Annotated in this window: 22 protein-coding genes; 9 read left to right on the forward strand and 13 right to left on the reverse strand. The window is 71.3% G+C overall.

Annotated features, from left to right (window positions below; genetic code table 11):
* Nucleotides 1–9: 9 nt before the first annotated feature.
* The 9 genes from AVKW3434_RS04160 to AVKW3434_RS04200 form a co-directional block, all read right to left on the reverse strand.
* Entirely contained in the window at nucleotides 10–1,236 is a 1,227-nt protein-coding gene (locus AVKW3434_RS04160) for a DegT/DnrJ/EryC1/StrS family aminotransferase (RefSeq protein WP_284404730.1), read from the reverse strand.
* Complete coding sequence (locus AVKW3434_RS04165) at nucleotides 1,226–1,642, reverse strand: DMT family transporter (protein ID WP_284404732.1); 417 nt, start codon at nucleotides 1,640–1,642, stop codon at nucleotides 1,226–1,228. The genes AVKW3434_RS04160 and AVKW3434_RS04165 overlap by 11 nt, the downstream gene beginning before the upstream one ends.
* Nucleotides 1,639–1,965, reverse strand: coding sequence for an EamA family transporter (locus AVKW3434_RS04170; protein WP_272553130.1), 327 nt, complete (start codon nucleotides 1,963–1,965; stop codon nucleotides 1,639–1,641). The genes AVKW3434_RS04165 and AVKW3434_RS04170 overlap by 4 nt, the downstream gene beginning before the upstream one ends.
* A gap of 59 nt (nucleotides 1,966–2,024) precedes the next feature.
* Complete coding sequence (locus AVKW3434_RS04175; protein WP_284405189.1) at nucleotides 2,025–2,918, reverse strand: alpha/beta hydrolase; 894 nt, start codon at nucleotides 2,916–2,918, stop codon at nucleotides 2,025–2,027.
* A gap of 11 nt (nucleotides 2,919–2,929) precedes the next feature.
* The gene (locus AVKW3434_RS04180) at nucleotides 2,930–3,583 is read right to left on the reverse strand and encodes an MtnX-like HAD-IB family phosphatase (protein WP_284405190.1); all 654 of its coding nucleotides are present in this window, start codon (nucleotides 3,581–3,583) and stop codon (nucleotides 2,930–2,932) included.
* A gap of 70 nt (nucleotides 3,584–3,653) precedes the next feature.
* The gene (locus tag AVKW3434_RS04185; protein WP_284397843.1) at nucleotides 3,654–4,577 is read right to left on the reverse strand and encodes an HlyD family secretion protein; all 924 of its coding nucleotides are present in this window, start codon (nucleotides 4,575–4,577) and stop codon (nucleotides 3,654–3,656) included.
* A complete protein-coding gene (locus AVKW3434_RS04190) occupies nucleotides 4,574–5,323 on the reverse strand; it encodes an ABC transporter ATP-binding protein (protein WP_272565281.1) in 750 nt (249 codons plus the stop codon). Before AVKW3434_RS04190 ends, AVKW3434_RS04185 begins: the two co-directional genes overlap by 4 nt.
* Nucleotides 5,320–6,456 (reverse strand): ABC transporter permease, encoded by a 1,137-nt coding sequence (locus AVKW3434_RS04195; RefSeq protein WP_284404735.1) that lies wholly within the window; start codon nucleotides 6,454–6,456, stop codon nucleotides 5,320–5,322. The genes AVKW3434_RS04190 and AVKW3434_RS04195 overlap by 4 nt, the downstream gene beginning before the upstream one ends.
* Complete coding sequence (locus tag AVKW3434_RS04200) at nucleotides 6,453–7,901, reverse strand: efflux transporter outer membrane subunit (RefSeq protein ID WP_284404736.1); 1,449 nt, start codon at nucleotides 7,899–7,901, stop codon at nucleotides 6,453–6,455. The genes AVKW3434_RS04195 and AVKW3434_RS04200 overlap by 4 nt, the downstream gene beginning before the upstream one ends.
* Before the next feature lie 214 nt (nucleotides 7,902–8,115).
* Here AVKW3434_RS04200 and AVKW3434_RS04205 point away from each other — a divergent pair, with 214 nt between their 5' ends.
* The 9 genes from AVKW3434_RS04205 to AVKW3434_RS04245 all read left to right on the forward strand — a co-directional run bounded on the left by AVKW3434_RS04205 (nucleotide 8,116) and on the right by AVKW3434_RS04245 (nucleotide 16,917).
* On the forward strand, nucleotides 8,116–8,847 hold the full coding sequence (locus tag AVKW3434_RS04205; protein WP_284397853.1) for a response regulator: 732 nt from the start codon (nucleotides 8,116–8,118) through the stop codon (nucleotides 8,845–8,847).
* Between the two features lie 15 nt (nucleotides 8,848–8,862).
* Nucleotides 8,863–10,032, forward strand: coding sequence for a sensor histidine kinase (locus AVKW3434_RS04210; protein ID WP_284397857.1), 1,170 nt, complete (start codon nucleotides 8,863–8,865; stop codon nucleotides 10,030–10,032).
* 184 nt (nucleotides 10,033–10,216) lie between these two features.
* Nucleotides 10,217–10,717 carry a hypothetical protein gene (locus AVKW3434_RS04215; protein WP_284397861.1) on the forward strand — a complete coding sequence of 167 codons (501 nt, stop codon included), beginning with the start codon at nucleotides 10,217–10,219 and terminating at the stop codon, nucleotides 10,715–10,717.
* A 112-nt stretch (nucleotides 10,718–10,829) separates the two neighbouring features.
* Nucleotides 10,830–11,879 carry a dihydroorotase gene (gene pyrC, locus AVKW3434_RS04220; protein ID WP_284404737.1) on the forward strand — a complete coding sequence of 350 codons (1,050 nt, stop codon included), beginning with the start codon at nucleotides 10,830–10,832 and terminating at the stop codon, nucleotides 11,877–11,879.
* A gap of 70 nt (nucleotides 11,880–11,949) precedes the next feature.
* Complete coding sequence (locus AVKW3434_RS04225) at nucleotides 11,950–12,837, forward strand: NYN domain-containing protein (protein WP_284404738.1); 888 nt, start codon at nucleotides 11,950–11,952, stop codon at nucleotides 12,835–12,837.
* Between the two features lie 4 nt (nucleotides 12,838–12,841).
* Nucleotides 12,842–13,579, forward strand: coding sequence for a DUF3025 domain-containing protein (locus tag AVKW3434_RS04230; protein ID WP_502869031.1), 738 nt, complete (start codon nucleotides 12,842–12,844; stop codon nucleotides 13,577–13,579).
* A gap of 133 nt (nucleotides 13,580–13,712) precedes the next feature.
* Nucleotides 13,713–14,585, forward strand: coding sequence for a protease HtpX (gene htpX / locus AVKW3434_RS04235; protein WP_284404740.1), 873 nt, complete (start codon nucleotides 13,713–13,715; stop codon nucleotides 14,583–14,585).
* Between the two features lie 200 nt (nucleotides 14,586–14,785).
* A complete protein-coding gene (locus AVKW3434_RS04240; RefSeq protein ID WP_284397868.1) occupies nucleotides 14,786–16,360 on the forward strand; it encodes a methyl-accepting chemotaxis protein in 1,575 nt (524 codons plus the stop codon).
* Nucleotides 16,361–16,503: 143 nt separating this feature from the next.
* Nucleotides 16,504–16,917 carry a hypothetical protein gene (locus tag AVKW3434_RS04245; protein ID WP_284404742.1) on the forward strand — a complete coding sequence of 138 codons (414 nt, stop codon included), beginning with the start codon at nucleotides 16,504–16,506 and terminating at the stop codon, nucleotides 16,915–16,917.
* A 51-nt stretch (nucleotides 16,918–16,968) separates the two neighbouring features.
* Here AVKW3434_RS04245 and AVKW3434_RS04250 read toward each other — a convergent pair whose 3' ends face one another.
* The 4 genes from AVKW3434_RS04250 to AVKW3434_RS04265 form a co-directional block, all read right to left on the reverse strand.
* On the reverse strand, nucleotides 16,969–18,684 hold the full coding sequence (locus tag AVKW3434_RS04250; RefSeq protein WP_284404744.1) for an NAD(P)/FAD-dependent oxidoreductase: 1,716 nt from the start codon (nucleotides 18,682–18,684) through the stop codon (nucleotides 16,969–16,971).
* 144 nt (nucleotides 18,685–18,828) lie between these two features.
* Complete coding sequence (locus AVKW3434_RS04255) at nucleotides 18,829–19,962, reverse strand: lysylphosphatidylglycerol synthase transmembrane domain-containing protein (protein ID WP_284404746.1); 1,134 nt, start codon at nucleotides 19,960–19,962, stop codon at nucleotides 18,829–18,831.
* 3 nt (nucleotides 19,963–19,965) lie between these two features.
* Nucleotides 19,966–21,198, reverse strand: a complete 1,233-nt coding sequence (gene clsB, locus AVKW3434_RS04260; protein WP_284404748.1) for a cardiolipin synthase ClsB — start codon at nucleotides 21,196–21,198, stop codon at nucleotides 19,966–19,968.
* Entirely contained in the window at nucleotides 21,198–21,962 is a 765-nt protein-coding gene (locus tag AVKW3434_RS04265) for an endonuclease/exonuclease/phosphatase family protein (protein WP_272565266.1), read from the reverse strand. Before AVKW3434_RS04265 ends, clsB begins: the two co-directional genes overlap by 1 nt.
* Nucleotides 21,963–22,174: the final 212 nt, after the last annotated feature.

The raw sequence follows: 22,174 nt of genomic DNA on the forward strand, positions 1-22,174 counted from the left end.
CGCGCGGGGCTAAGTCCGCACCGCCTGCGCCAGCGTGGCGCAGACCCGATCAAAGCCCGCGTCGTCCAGCCAGGGGCTGTTGCTGATGGACAGCACCTGCGTGGCGAATCGCCGGGCCTGGGGCAGTCCTGCCGCGCGGTCCTCCGCCGAAACGAGGTGGGCGTAGCGCCCGTAGTCGGGCAGCACGTGCACGAAAGGCACGCCCACGCCCAGGCCGGCGCCCCACAGGGACTTCAGTGCGGCGTCGCGGGCCGCGGCGTGGGGCAGCAGCACCAGCAGGGTGGGCCAGGTGCCCTGTGCACCGCCGGCGGCCACGCTGTCCTCCAGCACCTGCAGCCCTGCGATGCCGCGCAGCCGAGCCACCCGCGCTGCGGCGCGCGCCTGCGCCGCCGCCAGCCAGTCGGGCAGCCGCGCGAGCGCCCGCACACCCACCGCCTGCCGCCAGCGGCCCACGCGGTGCAGCGGAATGCGCGGCGAGAAATCGTCCCCCGCGGCGCCCACGCGGTCGCCCCGGGCGAGCGCCCGCCGCAGCGGCGCGCCGTAGGCCATCGGCAGCGTGGCCGGGCGGTAGAGCGCGGCGTAGGCCAGCAGTTCGGCGCTGCGGCGCAGTTCCCAGAAGAGGCGGCGCGGCACGGTGCTGCGGCTGGCGTGCAGGCATGCGGTGCGCAGTTGCGGGTCGGCTGCGATGAGCGCGCCACCCTCGAAAAGGGTCAGCCCCTTGCCCACCGCCAGGCTGAAAAAAGCGAGGTCGCTGCCGGCCCCCACGCTCGCGCCGGCCACGCGCGCACCCAGGGCCTGCGCCGCGTCTTCGATGACCCAGGCACCCGCGGCCCGCGCCAGGCTGCGCACGTTGGCCGTGTCCACCACGCGGCCGGCCAGGTGCGTGGGCAGCACCGCCAGCGTGCGGTGGCCGCACAGCGGATCGAGCTCCGCGAGGTCCAGGTCGAGCGTGCCGGGGCCGAGGTCGCACAGCCGCAGCTTCAGGCCGCAGTGCGCCACCGCCATGGCCACCAGCGGGCAGGTATAGGCCGGCACCACGACTTCGTCGCGGTCGGGCGCCAGCGTGCGCAGCGCCGTGAGGGCGACCATCAGCGCGGCGGTGCCGGAGCACTCCACCTGCACCGCGGGTACGCCCAGGAAGCGCGCGAGCGCACCGCCCAGGTCGGCATCGCCGCCGGGCAGCAGGTCGGCCATCCGCAGCGGCAGGCCCGCGGTGGGCGGGGCTTCACGCGCCATCGTGCGCCGGGACGTGATCGGCCCCGGGCTCGGCATCGGCCTCGGCCTCGCTGCGAGCCAGGCAGGCGATGCCGCCCAGGATGAGCACCGCGCCCGCCACCTGCGGCCAGCCGATGGGTTCGTTGAACCACACGGCAGAGATCGCCAGCACCGAGACGACTTCCAGGTGCGACGCGGCGAACGCCGGGCCGATGGGGGCATGCTCCAGCAGCGTCATCCAGGTGAAGAACGCGCCCAGGTAGCCGATGAAGGCCCCGTAGATCCACGGGTGCCCGAAGACCCGCACGAGCCAGTCGGCGGACAGCTCCAGCGGCAGCGCGTGCTCGCCCGCGAGCTTGAAGCTGATCTGCGCCAGCGTGTCGAACGCCACCAGCGCGAGGAACCCGAGGGCGTAGAAGCGCTTCATCCGTGCAGCCCCACGACGGCCACGCCGGCCGACACCAGCAGGATGCCGGCCACGCGCATGCGCGACAGCTTCTCGCGGAACAGGAACCGGCCGGCCACCATGACGGCCACGATGTTGATGGAGCCCAGCAGCACGCCGTCCGACAGCGGCACGAGCGAGAGGAACGCCAGCCACACCAGGAACTCGGCCACATAGCAGCCCACGCCGATCCACAGCCACGGCCGGCGCGCCATGAACGCCCAGCGGGCCAGGCCGCTGCCGGCGCGGGGGTCGGCCGTGGCCGCCGCCTTGAACGCCAGCTGCCCGCCCGTGTCCACCAGCATGTTCAGCGCCCAGAGCGCTGCCACCAGCGGCGTGATGCCGCCCTCGGCCCCGGCCGGGTTCACGGCGTGCCCCCGCGGGCGATGTGCTCCGCGAACGCGACGGTGCGCGCCACGACGGCGCGGCGCTCCCGGTCGATGGTGATCATGTGGTAGCTGTCGTCCAGCAGCACCAGTTCCACCGGCGCGTACCGCACGCCCTGCACGATGGCCTGGGCGTTGGCGGCCGAGGCGATGTCGTCGTGGCGCGCATGCAGCACGAGGCAGGGCGAGCGCACGGCGTCCAGGCGCCGGCGCACGTGGGCGGCCAGCGCGCGCATCTCGATCACCGACCACCAGGGATTGCCCGGCAGGCCGGCCGCCGCGCTGTCGCCCGATTGCATCTGCGCCACCACGCGCTCGCGCAGCGCCGCGTCCTTGATGCCGTAGGGCGGCTGCTCCATGAAGACGCGGTGCCGCCCGATGCCGAGCAGGCGAAACAGCGGCAGCAGGAACGACAGCCGCGTGTACGCGGGCATGCTCCAGCCGTCGTAGCGGAAGGTGGGCGACAGCGCCACCACGCCGGCCACCTGGGCCGGGCGATCGGCGGCCAGCGCCAGCGCCAGCACGGCGCCCATCGAGAGGCCGCACGCCACGAGCCGGCCGCCGGTCACCATCGCCAGCCGGTCGGCGCCGCGCTGCACGCTGGCGTGCCAGTCCTGCCAGCGCGTGCCGACCAGGTCGTCCTGCGTGCCGCAGTGGCCGGCCAGCTGCACGGCCAGCACGGTGAAGCCGGCGCGGTGCAGGCCCTTGGCCAGCAGGCGCATTTCATTGGGCGTGCCGGTCAGCCCGTGGATCAGCAGCACGCCGGTGCCGGCGTTCGGGCCGTGCCCGCGCAGCAGGTACTCGTGCTGCGTGCCGGCATCGCCGGGGCGGGCCGCAGCGTCGCCCAGGGGAAGGGCGGTTTCGCGGGACATCACGGCGGCGTTCATGCCGCCAGTTCCAGCGCCACGGGCTGTGGCAGCAGGGCCAGCGCCTGCGAGAAGTCGGTGAACGCCGCATGGGCGATGCCGTGGTCCACGCAGTGCTGGATGAGCTTGTACTTGGCCAGCACGAAGTCGGCTCGGCCGGACACGCAGAAGTCCGAGGTGCTGTCGCCCACGTACAGCACGCGGCCATGCCTCTCGCGCTGCTCGGCCAGGCGTTCGCATTTGCAGTTGCCGCTGGCGCGCGCGCAGGCGGCGCTGGCCCAGGGCGACTGCAGCTGCCAGCTGCGCGGGCCGGTCTGCACCAGCCGGTTGGCGATCACCGGCAGGTCGCCCAGGCCATGGCGTTCCAGCACGGCATGGATGGCGTAGTCGATGCCGTCGCTCACCACCTGCACCGGCATGCCCCGCTCGCAGGCTGCGCGCACGAAGGCACCGAAGTGCGGGTCCACCGCGATGGTGGCCAGGTGCGCGTCCAGCTCGGCGCGGTCCATGTCGAGCAGGGCCACCTGGCCCTTCATGCATTCGCGCGAGCCGATCTCACCGCGCTCCCAGGCGGCCTCCAACTCCTCCCAGCCGTCGCGGCCGAAGCGCTGCAGCAGCGAGTCGGTCACGTCTTCGGTGCTGATGGTGCCGTCGAAGTCGCATTGCACCATCCAGCCCGAGCCGGTCGCGGGCTGGGAGACATGGCGTGCATCGACCAGGGCGATGCGGTGGGTTCTGGCGTCATTCATGGAAGCTCACTCTCACGTTCTGTCCGACCCGCGCGGTGGGCGCCTGATCGAACTCCAACACACATTCGACGATGCGCACGGGGCCGCGCTGGACGTCGTCCTGCAGCCGCCCGGTGCCAAGCACGGGGCTGATGCGCACCACATGCGCCGGCGGCATCGCCGCGGCGGCGGTGTCGCCATCGGTGGTGACGGTGGCGCGCTGGCCCACGTGCACCTGGGCCGCGTAGCTTTCGTTCAGCTCGGCCCGCACCACGAGCGGGCGGCGCGGCAGCAGCGTGATGGCCGCTGCGCTGCCCGACGCCGGCGCACGCTGGCCGGCCTGCGTGCCCACGCGGACCACGGTGCCGTCTTCTGGCGCATGCAGCTCCAGCCGTGCGCGCTGCGCCTGCACCTGGGCCAGGCGGCTGCGCGCCACTTCGGCCTCGGCCTGCGAGACGGCGAGGTCGGCTTCGGCATCGCGCACGGCCTGCAGGGCTTCGTCGGCACGCTGGGGTTCGGCGGCGCCGGCGGTCACTGCCTCGGACAGCCGCGCCGCCGTGCGGCGCAGGGCCGGCAGGCGCTGGGCGCGTGCCTGGTGGCGGGCCTGGGCCAGGTGCAGCTCGGACTGGGCGACCGCGGCTTCGCTGCCCGCGGCATCGCCCGCCAGGCGCAGCAGCAACTGGCCGCGCTGCACGGTCTGCCCTTCCTGCACGGCGACGGCCTGCACCAGCCCTTCCTGGGCGGGCGACAGTTCGAGCAGGCCGCCCGGCACTTCGATCTTGCCGCGCGCCACGGCCACCTGGGCCGGGGGCGGGGGCTCGGCCGCGACGGCCGAGGGCAGGGGCTTTTCGTTGCAGGCGACCAGCAGCACGGCCGTGGCGAGGAGCGCTGGTATCAGGCCGAGCAGCGACGGGGGCGTAAGGGGCAGGCGGGTCATGGGGTGTTCGTTGTCAGTGGCGCGTCGGGCTGGCGCCAGTCGCTGCGGATGGCGCCGTCCTCCATGCCCAGCACCCGGTCGGCATGGCGCACCAGCCGGGGGTCGTGGCTTACGCACAGCACCGTGGTGCCGTGCGCATGCGCGATGCGGTGAAGGATGTCGATGACGCGCTGGCCGCTGTCGGCATCCAGCGCGCTTGTGGGTTCGTCGGCGAACAGCAGTTGCGGTTCCTTGGCGATGGCCCGCGCGATGGCCACGCGTTGCTTTTCGCCGCCGGACAGCTGCGCGGGCCGCATGCTGGCGCGGTGCGACAGGTCCACCTCGTCCAGTGCGCGGCGGGCGCGCTTTTCGCTCTCGCGGTCGCTCAGGCCCAGGTAGCCCAGCGGCAGCTGCACCTGTTCCAGCGCCGTCAGGGCGGGAAACAGGTTGAAGCCCTGGAACACGAACCCCGTGTGATGCAGCCGAAAGCGCTCGAGCGCGCGCACGCTGAGCGCGCCCAGGTTCTCGCCCAGGGCGATGGAGTGGCCCGCGTCCGCCCGCTGCAGGCCGGACAGCAGCGACAGCAGCGTGCTCTTGCCGCAACCGGAGGGGCCGGAGATGAGCGTGAGCTCGGCCGGGTAGATGGACAGCGTGAGGCCTTCGATGACCTGCACGCGCACGACGCCCGACACGAAGGACTTGTGCACCTGCACCGCCTGCAGGCTGGGCGTGAGGCGGGGGGCTTCGGGAGCGGTGCCGTGGTTCATCGCAGGAGCAGGGCCGGGTCGGCCCGCAGCAGGCCACGGATGGCGAAGAAACCCGAGAACAGGGCCACGATCCCGACCAGCACCGCGCAGGCGGCCGCCACCCGTGGCGTCATGGCGACCGGCACGCCATAGGCGGCGGCTACCCCCAGCAGCGCGGCGCTGGTGGCACCGGCGACCAGCAGGCCCAGCCCGCCGATCCAGCAGGCCTGCTCGATCACGAGCCGGCCCAAGGCGCCGCGGCTGGCGCCCAGGGCATTGAGCACGGCGTATTCGCGTGCCGTGCCGGCCACCACGCCCATGAGCGACTGGCTGGTGACCACGGTGCCGACGAGGCACACGACGATCACCATGAACAGCACGGCCACGCCGGCGCCGGTGTCGAACATCCAGTACAGCTGCGACCGGCGCGAGAACTGCCGGGCCGTCCACACCTCGAACGGGCCGAAACCCGGGCCGCCCTGCGACAGCCGGGCCTGGGCGGCCGCGGCGTCCGCAGGGCTGCGGGTCCGGGCCACCACGTAGGTGCTGCCGGAGCCGACTTCGGTACCGGCGATCTCGCGCGCGGTGTCCAGCGAGGCCAGCACGTTCACGCCACCCAGGCCGCGCAGGCCGTCCACGGCCGCGGCCACGCGAACCGGGTGGCTGTTGATCCACGCGGTCTGGCCGACCCGCACGCCCAGCGTGTCCAGATCGGCCCGGTCCACGATCACCGCGCCCGGCTCGCGCAGCGCATCGCGCTGCCATGGAGCGATGAGGCGTGCGAACAGCATGCCGTCGGGCGCGCTGCGGATGCCCGAGACATAGACCGAGATGCCGCCCGCGCCCGCCTGGGCGCTGCGCCAGTCGCCATCGACCCAGAGGTAGGGCTCGACGGCGGTCACGGCGCGGTCCATGCGCATCCGGCTTTCCACGTCGCGGCCGATGGCGCGGCCGAAGTTCACGCTCTGCGTGCCCGGGTAGCCGGCCCAGAGATCGGCTGTCGAGGCCCGCACATAGACGGCGGCGCTGCCGAAGATGCCGAGCACCAGCGCGGCCTGCACCATCAGCAGCAGGCCGGAGAACCCGACAGCGAACACCGCCGGCACGAAGCGGCGCCATTCGTGCACCAGGGTCTTGCGGGCCAGTGGAATCATGGCGCGGTCCCGGCGATGCGCGTGGCCTCGGGATCGGCGGCCCCGGCCGTGGGCTCGGCCGGCGGCAGTGGTGCACCGCCCAGGGCTTTGTAGAGCGCCACGAAGGCGAGGGCGCGGGCGTCCTGCGCCGTGTCCCATTCCGCGGCGGCCTGCAGCTCGGCGCGCCGCTGCGGCAGGGCGTCGTATTCGCTGGCCAAGCCGAGGCGGATCTGCGCCTGCCCGGCCGCCGTGCGCTGGCGCAGCAAGCCCAGGGCCTGGGCGAGCGCGTCCGCGCGGGCCTGCTGTGCCCCCAGGGCCGCGAGGGCGCCCTCCACCTCGGCCACGCCGTTGTTCACGGCCTTGCGGTAGCCGAGGAGCGCGGCGTTCACCGCTTCCTGCCGTGCCTGCACCTGCATCTGCCGGCGGCCCCAGTCGAACAGCGGAATGTCGATGACGGGCCCGAGCGCGGGGGCGTTTTCGCTGCGCGTGCGGAAATGCTGGGTGATGTTGTACGAATAGAGCAGCGAACCCATGAGCGAGATGCGCGGGTACAGCTCGGAGCGCGCCAGCCCCAGCGCCGCGGCCGCCTTGTTCACCTCCGCCTCGGCGGCGTGCACGTCGGGGCGGGTGCGCAGCAGATCGGCGGGCAGTTCGGCCAGGGCGAACGGCGCCAGCGCCGAAGGGGCGCTGCCGGGCACCTCGGCGCTCCAGGCCGGATCGGGGGTGGTGCGGCCGAGCAGCACGGCCAGGGCCTGGGCGGCACGGGCACCGGCTTCGGTCAGGGGCGCCTGCGCGGCGCGGGCCTGTGCCGCCCGCACGCGGGCCTGCACGATCTCGTCCGCCGGCCCCAGGCGGGTGCGCAGCCGCACCTCGGCCAAGGCGGCGCTGCGTTCGTCCAGAGCGGCCATCTGCGCCAGCCGCTGCGCCTGGCGGCGCGCGGCGCGCAGGTCGAGGTAGTTGCGCACCACATCGGCCACGACCGCCACGCGAACGCCCTGGGCATCGGCCCCGGCCACATCCAGTTCGGCTTCGCCGGCCTGGCGCGTGCTTTCGCCGGCGCCGAAAAGGCCCAGTTCCCACACCATGTCCAGGCTGGCGTGAAAGTAGGTGTCGGTGGCCGAAATGTCCTGCAGCGAACGGGCGCTGGCGCCCAGCGATGGCCTGAACTGCAGGGCCGCGCGGCCCGATTGCAGCCGGGCCTCGCGCAGCCGGCTGGCGGCCTGCGCCAAATCGAGGTTGCTGGCCAGCGCTTCCTGCACGAGGGCATCCAGCGCAGGGTCGTTGAAGGCCTTCCACCAGGACCGCAGGTCGGCTGCCGTCGCACCGGCGGGCGCCGGCTGGCTCCAGGCCGCTGGCACCGGGGCCACGCCCTGCACCGAGGGGGCGTCGGCCCCCCCGAGCGCGGCGCACCCGGCCACCAGGACGGACAGCGCGGCGCACGGCAGGAGGCGAAGGGATCGGTTCACGCGGACAGGACCTGGAGAGGGAAGGGCATTCGGGGAAGGTTTTCAGCGGGCATTGGGCCCGCCAAAATTCGCGCAGCCGTGAATACCGTGTGGAGAAAGCGTGGAGACGCGCCGGGGCCCGGTGCGAAGGGCGGCCCATGGATAATCGGCCGGCGGTGTGCCGCCCTCGGACCCTCCCCGGGCCCCGTGGCCGCCGCCCTAGCCCCCTGCTGCCATGAACAGTCCTGCCCCCCTGCCTGGTCCGCTTGTCCTCGTGGTCGAGGACGAACCCGGGATCGCCAGCATCCTCACGGCCTACCTGCAGCGCGACGGGCTGCGGGCGCAGCAGGCCGGCAACGGTCTGGACGCCCTGCGGCTGTTTCGCCAGCTGCGGCCCGACATGGTGCTGCTGGACATCCACCTGCCCGGCATGGACGGGCTGGACGTGCTGCGCGCCATCCGCGAAGAGGGTCAGACCCCGGTCATCATGGTCACCGCACTGGCGGACGACATCGACAAGCTGCTCGGCCTGCGCCTGGGGGCCGACGACTACGTGGTCAAGCCCTTCAGCCCGCCCGAGGTGGTGGCCCGTGTGCGCGCCGTGCTGCGCCGCACGCGGTCGCAGGAAGCGCCTGCCACCACGCCGATCCGCGTGGGCCGGATCGAGATCGACCAGCAGGCCCATGCCGCCCTGGCCTATGGCGAGGACGGGCGCGCCGTGCCGCTGCCGCTCACGTTGACCGAGTTCCGGCTGCTGGCCTGCCTGGCGGCGCAGCCCAAGCGCTGCTTCTCGCGCGGCCACCTGATCGAGCATTGCCTGCCCGAGAGCGACGCGCTTGACCGGGTGATCGACTCCCACCTGTCCAAGCTGCGGCGCAAGCTGCAGCAGGCCGGGCAGGGCGAGCTGATCGAGACGGTGCGCGGCATCGGCTACCGCCTGTGGCCCGGCGAGTCCGCCGAGGCCTGACCCGAGCCGCGCGCCATGCAAGGCTCCATCCTCGATCGCATCTGGGTCCGCTTCGGGCTATACATCGCCGGGACGCTGCTCGCCACCATGGGCCTGCTGGCGGCCAGCGTGGTCGTGTTCTCCGAAATGCAGTACCGCGATTTCTACCGCAGCCTGCCCGCCACCGTGCAGCACGAACTGGACGAGCTCAACGACCATGACCAGGAGGACAGCCCCCAGGCGATGGCGATCTACGGGCAGTACTGGCGCGGCGACCTGCTGTTCGGCGAGAAGTGGTCGCTGGTCGTCGGGCTGGTGGTGTGCCTGCCTTTCGGGTTGGCCGTGGGGTTCTGGGTGTCGCGCCTGGTCACGCAGCCCGTGGCCTCGATGGCCGAGGCCGCCACGCGCGTGGCGATGGGCGATTTCACCGTGCGGGCGCAGCCGGGCCGCTACAAGGGCGAGATGGCCGAGATGGTGGGCCACTTCAACCAGATGACCGATGCGCTGGAGGACATGGCGCGCGAGCGCCGCGCCACCGCAGCCTCCATCTCGCACGAGTTGCGGACGCCGCTGACCGTGCTGCGCGCGCGCCTGCACGCGATCTGCGACGGCGTCATCGAGGCCGACGCCGCCGAGTCGCGCGCGCTGCTGGAGCAGGTCGAGTACCTCGGGCGCCTGGTCGGCGATCTGCACACCCTGTCGATGGCCGAGGCCGGCCAGCTATCGCTCAAGATGGCGCCGCAGGACCTGGCGGAACTGGTGCGCGAAGCGCTGGCAGGCCACGCCAGCCGCATCGCCGAACACGGCGTGGCGCTCGATTTGCAGGTGCCGCAGGCCCCGAGCACGGCGCTGGTGAATGCCGACCCCGACCGCCTGCGGCAGGTGCTGTTCAACCTGGTCGAAAACGCGCTGCGCCACGCGGGCGACGGCGGCTGGCTGGGCGTGGCGGTCGAGGTGACGGCTGCCGGCGTGGCGCTGCGCGTGAGCGACGCCGGGGCCGGGCTGCCTACCGAGATGCTGTCGCGGCCGTTTCGACGCTTTCCGCACGCACCCGGACACGGGGGCGAAGGCTCTGGCCTGGGGCTGTCCATCGTCCATGCCCTGGTGGTCCGCCAGGGCGGCACGGTCGAGGTGGAAAACCGCCCGGAGGGGGGCTCTTGTTTCACCGTGCGGTTTCCGGCGGTGGCGCCCCAGGCGTTGGCCTGAAGGGTTGCCTCCCCGCCTGCGCTGCGCCCGGCGGGCACGGGCGGTGCGGGAATCTGTCCTACGGACCCCGCTGCCAAAGACCCACAGCAGGGGCGAAAGGCCATTTCTAGGATCGGGGCTTGTCGCGAGGACGGGGCCTGACACCCGTTCCTGCGACTTTCCAATGACCGATCCTGACTGACCCATGAACGCTTTTCTCAAGACCTTTTCCGCTGCCGCCTGCACCGCCTTGCTGCTCACCGCCTGTGGCGGCGGCAACGACGACGATCCCACCCCGAGCGACCAGCCCGGCGTGCTCACGGTGAGCAACGCCACGGTCTCTGGCCTGAACGGCGTGTACGGCGACGGCACCATCAACCTGACCGATGTGGAAAAGAAGAACCCGGTGGGTTCGTCGCCCGAAGTCTGCACCTTCCGTTTCGACGGCGCCAAGAAGGTCGGCTCCAGCGACCAGGCCTCCGGCGACGTGCGCTACCAGCCCAATGCCGGCAACCTGTACATCGCCTTCCTCACGTTCTCGCAGCGCGAATTCAGCGCCACCGACTGGAGCGACACCACCGTGTCGCGCGATTCCAACCAGGTGCGCCTCCTGAGCAAGACGCTCACGGCCACCGATGGCTCGGGCGACCGCATCACCGTCTCGGGCATCGTGCCCATGCGTGGCAACCGTCCGTCCGGCTGCTGATCCGAAATACCAACCCGCAACCCCCTCGCCCCATTATTTGGGGTTTACCCTGTCCATCCTCCCGGGTGGACAGGGTTTTTTCATGGGCCGGTGCGATGGGACAATGGCGCCCATGACCGCTGCCCACTCCCCCGACACCCTCACGATCACCCGCCCGGACGACTGGCACCTGCACGTGCGCGACGGCGAAGCGCTGCTCACCGTCGTGCCGCACACGGCCGCCCAGTTCGGGCGCGCCGTCATCATGCCCAACCTGCGCCCGCCCGTGACCACGGCGGCCCTGGCCACGGCGTACAAGGAGCGCATCCAGGCGGCCGTGCCGCCTGGCGTCGCCTTCGAGCCGCTGATGACGCTGTACCTCACCGACAACCTGGCGCCCGAGGAGATCGTGCGCGCCAAGGCGGCGGGTGTGGTCGCCCTCAAGCTCTATCCCGCCGGCGCCACCACCAACAGCGATGCCGGCGTGACCGATCTGCGCAAGACCTACCGCACGCTGGAGGCCATGCAGAAGGCCGGCCTGCTGCTGCTGGTGCACGGCGAGGTGACCAGCAGCGACATCGACCTGTTCGACCGCGAGGCCGTGTTCATCGAGCAGCAGCTCATTCCGCTGCGCCGCGACTTTCCGGAACTGAAGATCGTCTTCGAGCACATCACCACCCGGGATGCGGCGCACTACGTGCAGCAGGCCGACCGTTTCACCGCGGCCACCATCACCGCGCACCACCTGCTCTACAACCGCAACGCGATCTTCACCGGCGGCATCCGCCCCCACTACTACTGCCTGCCCGTGCTCAAGCGCGAAACGCACCGCGTGGCGCTGGTGGAGGCCGCCACCAGTGGCAGCGACAAATTCTTCCTGGGCACCGACAGCGCGCCGCACCCGGCCCACCTCAAGGAGCATGCGAGCGGCTGCGCCGGTTGCTACACCGCCCATGCGGCGATCGAGATGTATGCCGAGGCATTCGACCATGCCGGTGCGCTGCACCAGCTCGAAGGCTTCGCCAGCTTCCACGGCCCCGCGTTCTACGGCCTGCCGCGCAACCAGGGCACGATCACCCTGCGCCGCGAATCGTGGACGCCGCCGGGCAGCTTTGCCTTCGGCGAGGCCGAACTCAAACCGCTGCGCTCGGGCGAAGCGCTGCCGTGGCGGGTGGTGGGGTGAACGCCACCGCCCACCTAGCGTGCCTGCCCGCCTTGGCGGCCGTGCTAAGACAGTCCCTGCGAGGCCACCCATGACCGCTTTCTTCATCGACGCTGACAACCTGTGTGCGCCCGCCTGGGTGGAGGAGGCCTTTCGCACCCTGGAGCAGCACGAGGGCAGCGTGTCCTTGCGCCGCGCGTACGGCAGTGCCGACAAGCTCAAGGGGCTTGGGGAGGTGCTGCGCACCCGCATGATCCGGCCCTACATGAACCTGTCGCTGACCAAGAACACGACGGACGTGGCCCTGGCGGTCGATGTGATGGAGCTGTCCTATGCGCCTTCGCGCCCGTCCACCATCGCGATCGGTTCGGGCGACGCCGACTTCGTGCCGCTGGTGCTGCGGCTGCGCGAGCGCGGGTTCCGGGTGGTGTGCCTTTCCGATCGCGGCAAGATGGCGCCCGAGGCCGTCAATGCCTACGATCAGGTGTTCCTGGTCGGGCCGGAGGGCGATCAGGTGACCGAGGTCCCCGCCACGATGCCGGAGGCCGCGCCACCGGCCCCCCGAAGCCCCGCGGCCAAGAAAGCGCCCGCGCGCAAAACCACCCCGCGCAAGGCCGCTGCGCCCAAGCCGGCGGTGCAGGCCGCACCGGCCAAGAAGGCGCCTGCGAAGAAAGCCGCCGCCAAGAAGGCGGCTTCCACCACGGCGACCAAGGCGGCGGCTAACGCTGGGGCGGATGGCCGTCGGGCGGGCTCGGGCGCCGGCGAGGCCGTGAGCGTTCGCCACATCCTGGACCACGCCCCCGCCCTGAAAGCCGGGCAGTGGCAGCCGCTGGGCGACATCGTGAAACTGCTGCACGACGCCAAGCTGCTGGGCAAGAACACGGCCTCGACCAAGCTGTTCAAGAAATTCCCCGACCATTTCGAGCTGAAGCCCCAGACGCAGCCCAACGCGGTCCGTTACCTCCCTGAGGCACGCTGAATCCGTGGACCCCGGCGCGTTCGGCGCGGTGCCGCCCTGGCTGCAGCCGTTTGAAGACCTGGGCCCCGGGGTCCGGGCGGCATGGCAGGCCGGCACGCCCCTGCCGGACGCCCTGAACCGGATGCCGGGCGCCGCCGTGCGATTCGTGTCGCACTCGGCCCTGCCGGCGGGCCGGGCCTATGAGGCGTTCATCTTCGACACCGGCACCGTCCCCACCCGCGACAACCTGCACGATTTTTTCAACGGCCTGGTCTGGCTGCGCTATCCGCAGGCCAAGCGCCGGCTGAATGCCCTGCAGGCCGAGGCCATCGCCCAGACCGGTGTGGGCGCAGTGCGCGGGCCGCTGCGCGACGCGATCACGCTGTTCGATGAAAACGGCGCCGTGCTGTTCTCCCCCGCGCCGCTTTGGCAGGCGCTGGCGGCGCGCGACTGGCGGCGGTTGTTCGTCGATCTGCGGCCGCTGTGGCGGCAGGCGCAGCTGGTGTTGTTCGGCCATGCCTTGCTGGAAAAACTCGAGGCGCCAAGAAAACCGATCACGGCGCATGTGTATCAAGCGCAGGGCGCTATGGATTCGGTAGCGGATGTGGATGCCTGGCTGGCCGGCGCGCTCGATGCGGCGCACCTGGCCACCAAGCCTTTTCTGCCGCTGCCGGTGCTCGGCGTGCCCGGCTGGTGGCCCGAGAACGAGAACTTTTGCTTCTATGATGACTCCCTCGTATTCCGCAGCGCGCGCCCCGCATAACAAACCACACCAGGGCCATCGCAACGCTGCGAACACGGCTTGAACGCCTGCGCACCATCCCCATTTTCCGGTTTGTGACAGCGCGTTCCTGCCGCTGGTCACACCCCCGTATCCCTCCGTGGAGAACCCTTCGATGAAACGAATCGCGCTTTTCTTGTTGACCAACGTCGCCGTCGTGGTGGTGCTGGGCATCGTCGCCAGCCTGCTGGGCGTCAACCGCTTCCTGACCGCCAGTGGCCTGAACCTGGGGGCACTGCTGGGCTTTGCCTTCATCATGGGCTTCGGCGGCGCCATCATCTCGCTGCTGATCAGCAAGCCCGTCGCCAAGTGGAGCGCGGGCGTGCAGATCATCGACGGCACCGGGTCGGCCGATGAGGCCTGGATCGTCGAGACCGTGCGCAAGTTCGCCGACAAGGCCGGCATCGGCATGCCCGAGGTCGGCATCTTCCCCGGCGACCCCAACGCGTTCGCCACCGGCGCCTTCAAGAACAACGCCCTCGTGGCGGTGTCCACCGGGCTGCTGCAGGGCATGACGCGCGAGGAGGTCGAGGCGGTGATCGGCCACGAGGTGGCCCACATCGCCAATGGCGACATGGTGACCATGACGCTGATCCAGGGCGTGATGAACACCTTCGTGGTGTTCCTGTCCCGCGTGATCGGCTATGCGGTGGACAGCTTCCTGCGCAAGAACGACGAGAACAGCTCCGGCCCCGGCATCGGCTACTACGCCACGACCATCGTGCTCGACATCCTGCTGGGCTTCCTGGCGTCGATGATCGTGGCCTGGTTCAGCCGCCAGCGCGAATTCCGTGCCGACGCCGGCGCGGCGCAACTGATGGGTCGCAAGCAGCCCATGATCAACGCGCTGGCCCGCCTGGGCGGCGCCCACCCGGCCGAACTGCCCAAGAACATGGCCGCCCTGGGCATCGCCGGCGGCATCGGCAAGCTGTTCAGCACCCACCCGCCGATCGAAGAGCGCATTGCCGCGCTGCAGACGAACGCCTGAGGGGTCATGTGAATGGGGCGGACGGCCTTCCACGCCGCCTGCCCCGCGAAAGAGCGGCCGGAGCGATCCGGGCGCTCTTTTTTGCGCTTGTATCAAGTTGTCAGAACCGGTGCCGATACTTACCATGGACCCCACCCCATGCGCCTGGCGCACCGCTGGCCGCTCTTTCCCGCCTGCGGCCCTTCTCACCGGTATCTGACATGACCCTGCACAACGCCCGCCTTTCCCTGCGCCTTGCCCTGGCTTTCGGGGTCATCTGCCTGGTCATGTCCCTCGCCGCTGCCGTGGGCATCTGGCGGCTCATGGAACTGCAGGACATCGCCGATGGCCTGGGCGGACCGGCGGCGGAGCGGGCCTTGCTGGCACGCGAACTGCACGCGATCGTGGTGCTGAGTTCCTCGCGCGCCGAAACTCTGCTGGAAATCGACAACCCCGCCTATGCCGCGCGCATCGACACGGACCGCAAGGCGACCTCCGCCCGTTCGACCGAGGTGCGCAAGCGGCTCGAAGAACTGGCGACGGACAGCGAGTCCAAGCGCATCTTCGAGGCCATCGACACCGCAGGCAATGCTTTTCGGGGCGCGCGTGACGATCTGGTCAAGCGGCGCAAGGCCGGCGAAACCCTGCCGCCCGATGCGGTGGGCAAACTGCTGCGCCCTGCGGCCGACCGGTATGCCGCGGCGGTGAACGACATGGCCGATTACCAGCGCAAGCAGGTCGAGGAAGACCGGGCCGCCGCCGCCGCCAGCGAACGCCAGGGCATCGCGCTGCTGGTGGGCGGCTCGGTGCTGGGGCTGCTGCTGGCGCTGGTGTGCGCCGTGGTGCTGTCGCGCTCCATCCTGCGGCCGCTGTCGCATGCATCCACGGTGGCGGACCGCATTGCCGAAGGCGACCTGACCTCCACCGTGCCGGCCATCGGCGCCGGCAACCGCGACGAGGTGCGGGCCATGCTGGCGCGCCTGGACGGCATGCAGGCGCGCCTGACCGGCCTGGTGATCGGCATGCGGCAGGCCAGCACGTCGGTGGCCGGCGCCAGCGCCGAGATCGCGGCCGGCAATTCGGACCTGTCGGCGCGCACCGAGCAGACGGCCTCCAACCTGGAGGAAATCGCGGCCAGCATGGAAGAGTTGCTGTCCACCGTGCGCCACAGCGCGGATGCGGCCCAGCAGGCCACCCACCTGGCGGTGTCGGCCAGCGACGTGGCACGGCGCGGGCGCGACGCGGTGGAGCGCGTGGTGGGCACCATGGACGGCATCGCCCAGTCCTCGCGCCGCATCGCCGACATCACCAGCGTGATCGACGGCATCGCCTTCCAGACCAACATCCTGGCGCTCAACGCCGCCGTGGAAGCGGCCCGCGCCGGCGAGCAGGGCCGGGGTTTCGCCGTGGTGGCCAGCGAGGTGCGCAGCCTCGCGCAGCGCTCGGCCACGGCCGCCAAGGAGATCGGCGGGCTCATCGGCGACAGCGTGCGCCAGGTGGCGGAAGGCTCGCAGTTGGTGCATGCGGCCGGCGGGACCATGGGCGAGATCGTCGACTCGGTGCAGCAGGTGGCGACCATCATCGGCGAGATCGGCACCGCCACACGCGAGCAGAGCACGGGCCTGGGGCAGGTGGGCGAGGCGGTGAACCAGCTCGACCAGATGACGCAGCAGAACGCCGCGCTGGTGGAGGAATCCTCCGCCGCCGCCCAGGGGCTGCGCGTGCAGGCCGAGCAATTGGCCCAACTGGTGGAGGCCTTCCGGCTGCCAGCGGGTTCGGCGCTCGCGGTGCGCTGAGCCGCCCCCCAGCCGCGTCAGGCGAGGGCTCCCCAGCGGCAGGCCCACGCTTTACCGGGGATTTACGCCAGCGCGTCAACAGGGCCAGCGGGCGCGGGCGCGGGCGTTGAGCACGCATCAGTCACTTTCCCGGACCGGTGCCCATGATGTTTTCCTCCCCTGTCGTCACTTCTTCCTCCAGGCCCGCATTCGCCGGCCTGGCGGCGGCCCTGGTGGCCGCCACGGTTCTCTCGGGCTGCGTCGTCGCCCCGCCGCCCCGTCCACGCACCGTGGTGGTGGAGCCACCACCCGCGCGTGCCGTGATGGTCGAGCCCGCCCCCGTGGTGGTCGTCGCACCCACCGCACCGCCCGCACCCTATGTCGAGACGATCACCGTGGCGCCTTCGCCCGTGCATGTGTGGGTCGGTGGATTCTGGGAGTGGGGCGGCGGCCGCTACGTCTGGCGGCCGGGCCACTGGACCACGCCACCGCGCCCCGGCGCGGTGTGGGTGCCCCACCACTGGGAGCCGGGCCCGGGCGGCTGGCACATGCGGCCCGGGCACTGGGCGCCCCGCTGAGGCCAGGTGCCTGCGCTCTGACAGCGCTGGGCGACGAACCGGGGATGCGCGTCAGGCGAGCAGCGCACGCGCCACGGCCTCGCCCACCTTGATGCCGTCCACCCCAGCCGAAAGAATCCCGCCCGCGTAGCTCGCGCCTTCGCCGGCCGGGTACAGGCCGGCGGTATTCAGGCTCTGGAAGGCCTCGTTGCGCCCGATCTTGAGGGGCGACGAGGTGCGCGTCTCGACCCCGGTCAGCACCGCGTCGTGCATGTCGAAGCCCTTGATCTTCTTGCCGAAGGCCGGCAGCGCCTCGCGCAGGGCCTCGGTGGCGTAGCCGGGCAGGGCGGCATCGAGGTCGGTCAGCGTGACGCCGGGCTTGTACGAGGGCTCCACGGAGCCCAGCGCCTGCGAAGCCCGCCGTGCCAGGAAATCGCCCACCAGCTGCGCGGGCGCGTTGTAGTTGCTGCCGCCCAGCACGTAGGCGTTCGACTCCAGCTGCCGCTGCAGCACGATGCCCGCCAGCGGGTGCGGCGTGGCACCGGCCGCCAGCGCCTGCACACCATGGGTGCCGCCCAGTGCCGCCTCGAATGCCGCGGGGTCGTGCGGATAGTCGTTGGGGTCGATGGCGACCACCATGCCGGCGTTGGCATTGCGCTCGTTGCGCGAGTACTGGCTCATGCCGTTGGTGACCACGCGGTGCGGCTCGCTGGTGGCGGCCACCACCGTGCCGCCCGGGCACATGCAGAAGCTGTACACCGCGCGGCCGTTGCCCGCGTGGTGCACCAGCTTGTAGTCGGCCGCGCCCAGCAGCGGGTGCCCGGCGTGCCGGCCCCAGCGCGCGCGGTCGATGAGCCCTTGCGGGTGCTCGATGCGAAAGCCCACCGAGAAGGGCTTGGCTTCCATGTGCACGCCGCGCTCGTACAGCATGGCGAAGGTGTCGCGCGAGCTGTGGCCCAGGGCCATCACCACGTGGTCGGCGCGCAGCGCATGGGTCTGTCCCGTGGCCTGGTCGAGCACCTGCAGGCCGCGCAGGTGGCGTTGACCGGCGGCGTCCTGCTCGACCACCACGTCGGTCACGCGCTGCTGGAACCGCACCTCGCCGCCCAGCGCGATGATCTGCTCGCGCAGCGTCTCCACCACCTTGACAAGCTTGAACGTGCCGATGTGCGGATGCGCCACCGAGAGGATCTCGGGCGGCGCGCCGGCCTGCACGAACTCCTCCATGACCTTGCGGCCCAGGTGGCGCGGGTCCTTGATCTGGCTGTAGAGCTTGCCGTCGCTGAACGTGCCAGCGCCGCCCTCGCCGAACTGTACGTTCGACTCCGCCTGCAGCTCGCGCCGCCGCCATAGGCCCCAGGTGTCCTGCGTGCGCTCGCGTACCGCGCGGCCGCGTTCCAGCACGATGGGCCGGAAACCCATCTGCGCCAGCACCAGTGCCGCGAAGATGCCGCAGGGCCCGAAGCCCACCACCACGGGCCGGTGCGCCAGCCCCTCTGGCGCCCGGCCCACCGGCTGCCAGACCATGTCGGGCGTGGGCTGGATGTGGGGCTGGCCGGCGTGGGCCGCCAGCAGCGCGGCCTCCTGCGACGGATCGGCCAGGGTGATGTCGATGATGTAAACCGCCAGCAGCTCGGCCTTGCGCGCGTCGAAACTGCGCTTGAAGACGTGGAGGTGGGCGATGCCTTCGGGTGGCAGCGCCAGGATGCGGCAGGCGGCGGCGCGCAGGGCGGGCTCGGGGGATTCGGCTGCGCTGAGCGGCAGCTTGATTTCGGACAGGCGGATCATGGCTTGCGGGCCCGTGTCGATCGGGCGAAGGGCAATGTCGTGGGGACCGGCATGATAAAGGAGGCCTGCGGTGCCGGGCAGACCGGGGATGGCAAGCCCGTCCGATGTATCGGATGGATGCTATTTAATTGATAGCAATATGCCCTAGTGTTTATTGTGCTGGAGGCCGTTTTGATGCGAAGTCTCTGCCGCAGCGCCTGACGATTCCGCCTGGGGCCGGCGGCGGCCCAGCAACTCCACCCCGCCGAACGCGAGCGCAGCCAGCCCCAGGGGCAGGAAGAAGTACAGCGTGCGGTAGGCCAGCACCGAGGCCAGTGCCTGCGGCGCGGGCAGGTAGGCGGACAGCACTGCCACGCCCACGGCCTCCAGCACGCCCAGCCCGGCGGGGATGCGCGAGATGAGCCCGGCCACCGCGCCCAGCAGCACCGTCGCCAGTGCGGCTGCATACGGTGTGCGTTGCCCGGTCAGCACCCACAGCGCCGCGCCCATCACCATCCAGTTGGCGGTCGACAGGGCCACCTGCAGCATGCCCACGGGCCAGCGCGGCATGGCGATGCGGTGCCCGCGCAGGTGCACGGGCCGGCCATGGCGCAGGGCGCAGGCGGCGACGTACAGCAGGCTCGCCGCCGTCAGGGCGGCACCCATCCAGCGCAGGTGCTGGGGGCCGACGTGCCAGTTCTCGGGCAGCTGCGGCGACCACAGCCAGAACACCGCGCCCGCCAGGAAGAAATAGCCCAGCCAGTTGGTGAGGATGCTCATCCCGATCACCTGCCCGATGGCTGCCACCGATACGCCCTGCTGCGAGTACAGGCGGTAGCGCACCGTCACCCCGCCGATGATCGATCCCAGGTTCAGCGTGAACGGATAGGCGATGAGCGTGATGCCCACCGTGCGCCCGGCCGACAGCCCGTGCCGCGTGTAATGGCGCCCGAACAGGTCGAAGGTGCTGTACAGCAGGTGGCTGGCCAGCGCCAGCGCGCCGCCCAGCAGCAGCACCGGCACCGGCAAGGCCAGGAACGACGCCCAGACCGCGGGCCAATCCACCGTGCGCGCCTGGCGCACCAGCAGCGAGACGACGAAGAGGACGAAGGCGCCGCTGGCGAGGGTCACGGCCCAGGGCCACCAGCGGTGGGCGGTCAGGCGCTTCCAGCGGCTGTCGGGGCGCGCCGGCGGCGCAGCGCCGTCCCTGGGGGCCCCGGCCTGGGGCCGGGCGGAGTCCTGCCCGGGCGCGGCCGGGTCCAGGGAGGACAGGGCCGGGGAGGGCGCCGCTACCGCCATGGCTCAGGTGGCCGAAGGCCGGTGGGTGGGGTCGGAGGCCGGACCGTCCTGGGCGCCAACCAGTGAGATCTCGGGCTCGTGGCGTGGCAGCCAGCCCGCCCACGAGGGGAACCAGCGCATGACGTGGAACAGGAAATAGCTGCGCAGCAGGCGCAGGCCATCCCAGCGCGAGGGTGGCGTGGCCTCGACCTGGCGGCAGCTGTGCTGCATCAGGTGGTCCAGCCGTTCGTGCAGCGTCGCGTTGAAATCCTTGTCGCGGATCACCACGTTCGCCTCGAGGTTGAGCGAGAGGCTCAAGGGGTCGAGGTTGCTGGAGCCCACGGTGGACCATTCGCCGTCCACCAGCGCGACCTTGCCGTGCAGCGGCCGGTCGCAGTATTCGTAGATGCGCACGCCGGCGCGCAGCAGGTGGTCGTAGAGCATGCTGGCCGCCGTGCGCACGATGGGCATGTCGGGCTGGCCCTGCAGGATGAGCCGCACGTCCACCCCGCGCCGCGCCGCGCGGCGCATTTCGCGGATGAAGCGGTAGCCGGGAAAGAAGTAGGCATTGGCGATCACCACGCGCTCGCGCGCGGCGCGCAGGGCCACGCGGTAGTGGCGCTCGATGTCGTTGGTGTGGTTGTGGTTGTCGCGCGTGACGAAGATGGCGTCCGCCGTGCCCGCATGGGGCAGCGGCGGCACGGCGTTCGCCCCCTGGCGCCGCCGCCGTGTGCGTGGCGGCATGACGGCATCGCGCGCGAAGCCCAGCATGTGGGCGACGATGGGGCCGCGCACCTCGACCGAGTAGTCCTGCTTGGCCTCGGGGCCGTAGTCGGCCACGTGGTCGGCCGAGTAGTTGATGCCGCCGATGAAGCCGATCTCGCCGTCCACCACCACGATCTTGCGGTGCATACGCCGCAGCACGTTCAGCCGCTGGCCGAACAGCCGGCGGCCCGGGTCGAAAATGCGAAAGCGCACGCCGGCGTTCACCAGTTCGCCGATGAAGTCTTCCGGCAGATCGGGCGAGCCGAAGCCGTCCACCAGCACGTGCACCTCTGCGCCGTTGCGCGCGGCCTGCAGCAGCGCCGCGTGCAGCCCCCGGCCGATCTTGTCGTCGAAGAGGATGAAGGTTTCCAGGATCACCTCGCGCCGCGCCTGCGCGATGGCCTCGAACACGCGGGGGAAGAACGCTTCGCCGTTCTCCAGCAGCGTGAAGTGGTTGCCGGGCACCCAGCGCGAGGGGCGGGGGCGGCGCATCACAGCGAAATCTCCGCGGCCAGGGGGGCGTGGTCCGACAGCTTGTGCCAGGGCTTGCGCGGCAGCACCACCGGCGCGTGCACCGAGGCATTGCGCACGTAGATGCGGTCCAGCGCCAGCAGCGGCATGGAGGCCGGGAAGGTGCGCACCGCCTTGCCCCGCGCATGCATGAACACCTCGTGCAGGCCGGCGCCGGCGCGCAGCACGTCGTGCGCACGGCCGCGCCAGTCGTTGAAGTCGCCCGCCACGACCACCGGGTCTTCGGGCGGAAACGTGGCCACCAGCTCGCACACGCGCTTGAGCTGGCGCTGGCGGTGCGCCTCCTGCAGGCCCAGGTGCACGCAGATGGCATGCACCTGCCGGGCGTGGCCCGGGGGCTGCAGCACGCAGTGCAGCATGCCGCGCCGCTCGGGCCCGCTCACGGAGATGTCGTGGTTTTCGTAGTGAACGATGGGGAACTTGGACAGCAGCGCGTTGCCGTGGTGACCGTTGTCGTACACCGCATTGCGACCATAGGCGTATTGGCCCCAGATGGTGTCGGCCAGGAATTCGTAGTGCGGCTCCTGCGGAAAATTGGCCACGCGCCCGGCGTGCCGCTGGTGGGTGCCCAGCACTTCCTGCAGGAAGACCAGGTCGGCCGATACGCCGCGCACGGCTTCGCGCAGCTCGTGCAGCATGAAGCGGCGGTTGAAGGTGGTGAAGCCCTTGTGCACGTTCACGGTCAGCACCTTGAAGGCAACGGGAGAGGCGGTGGATGGTTCCATGGGGCAATCAGTGAGCGCGGGGGAGGGGCGGGAACCGGGCCGAAAAGCCCGGTTTCAGGCGGGCCCCGCATGGGCTTTGATTGTTTCGATGGCGGTCCGGCTGGGCTGTAGGACGGCTGGCCGAACGCTTGTGACCCGATGGCGGCGGGGCCTGAGGGCCGCTTGCAGCCCGGCTCCCGCGGCCGGGACGGGTGCCGCCCCAGCCCGGAAAA

The sequence above is a fragment of the Acidovorax sp. SUPP3434 genome (genome assembly GCF_030159015.1).
Lineage (GTDB): Bacteria > Pseudomonadota > Gammaproteobacteria > Burkholderiales > Burkholderiaceae_C > Paracidovorax.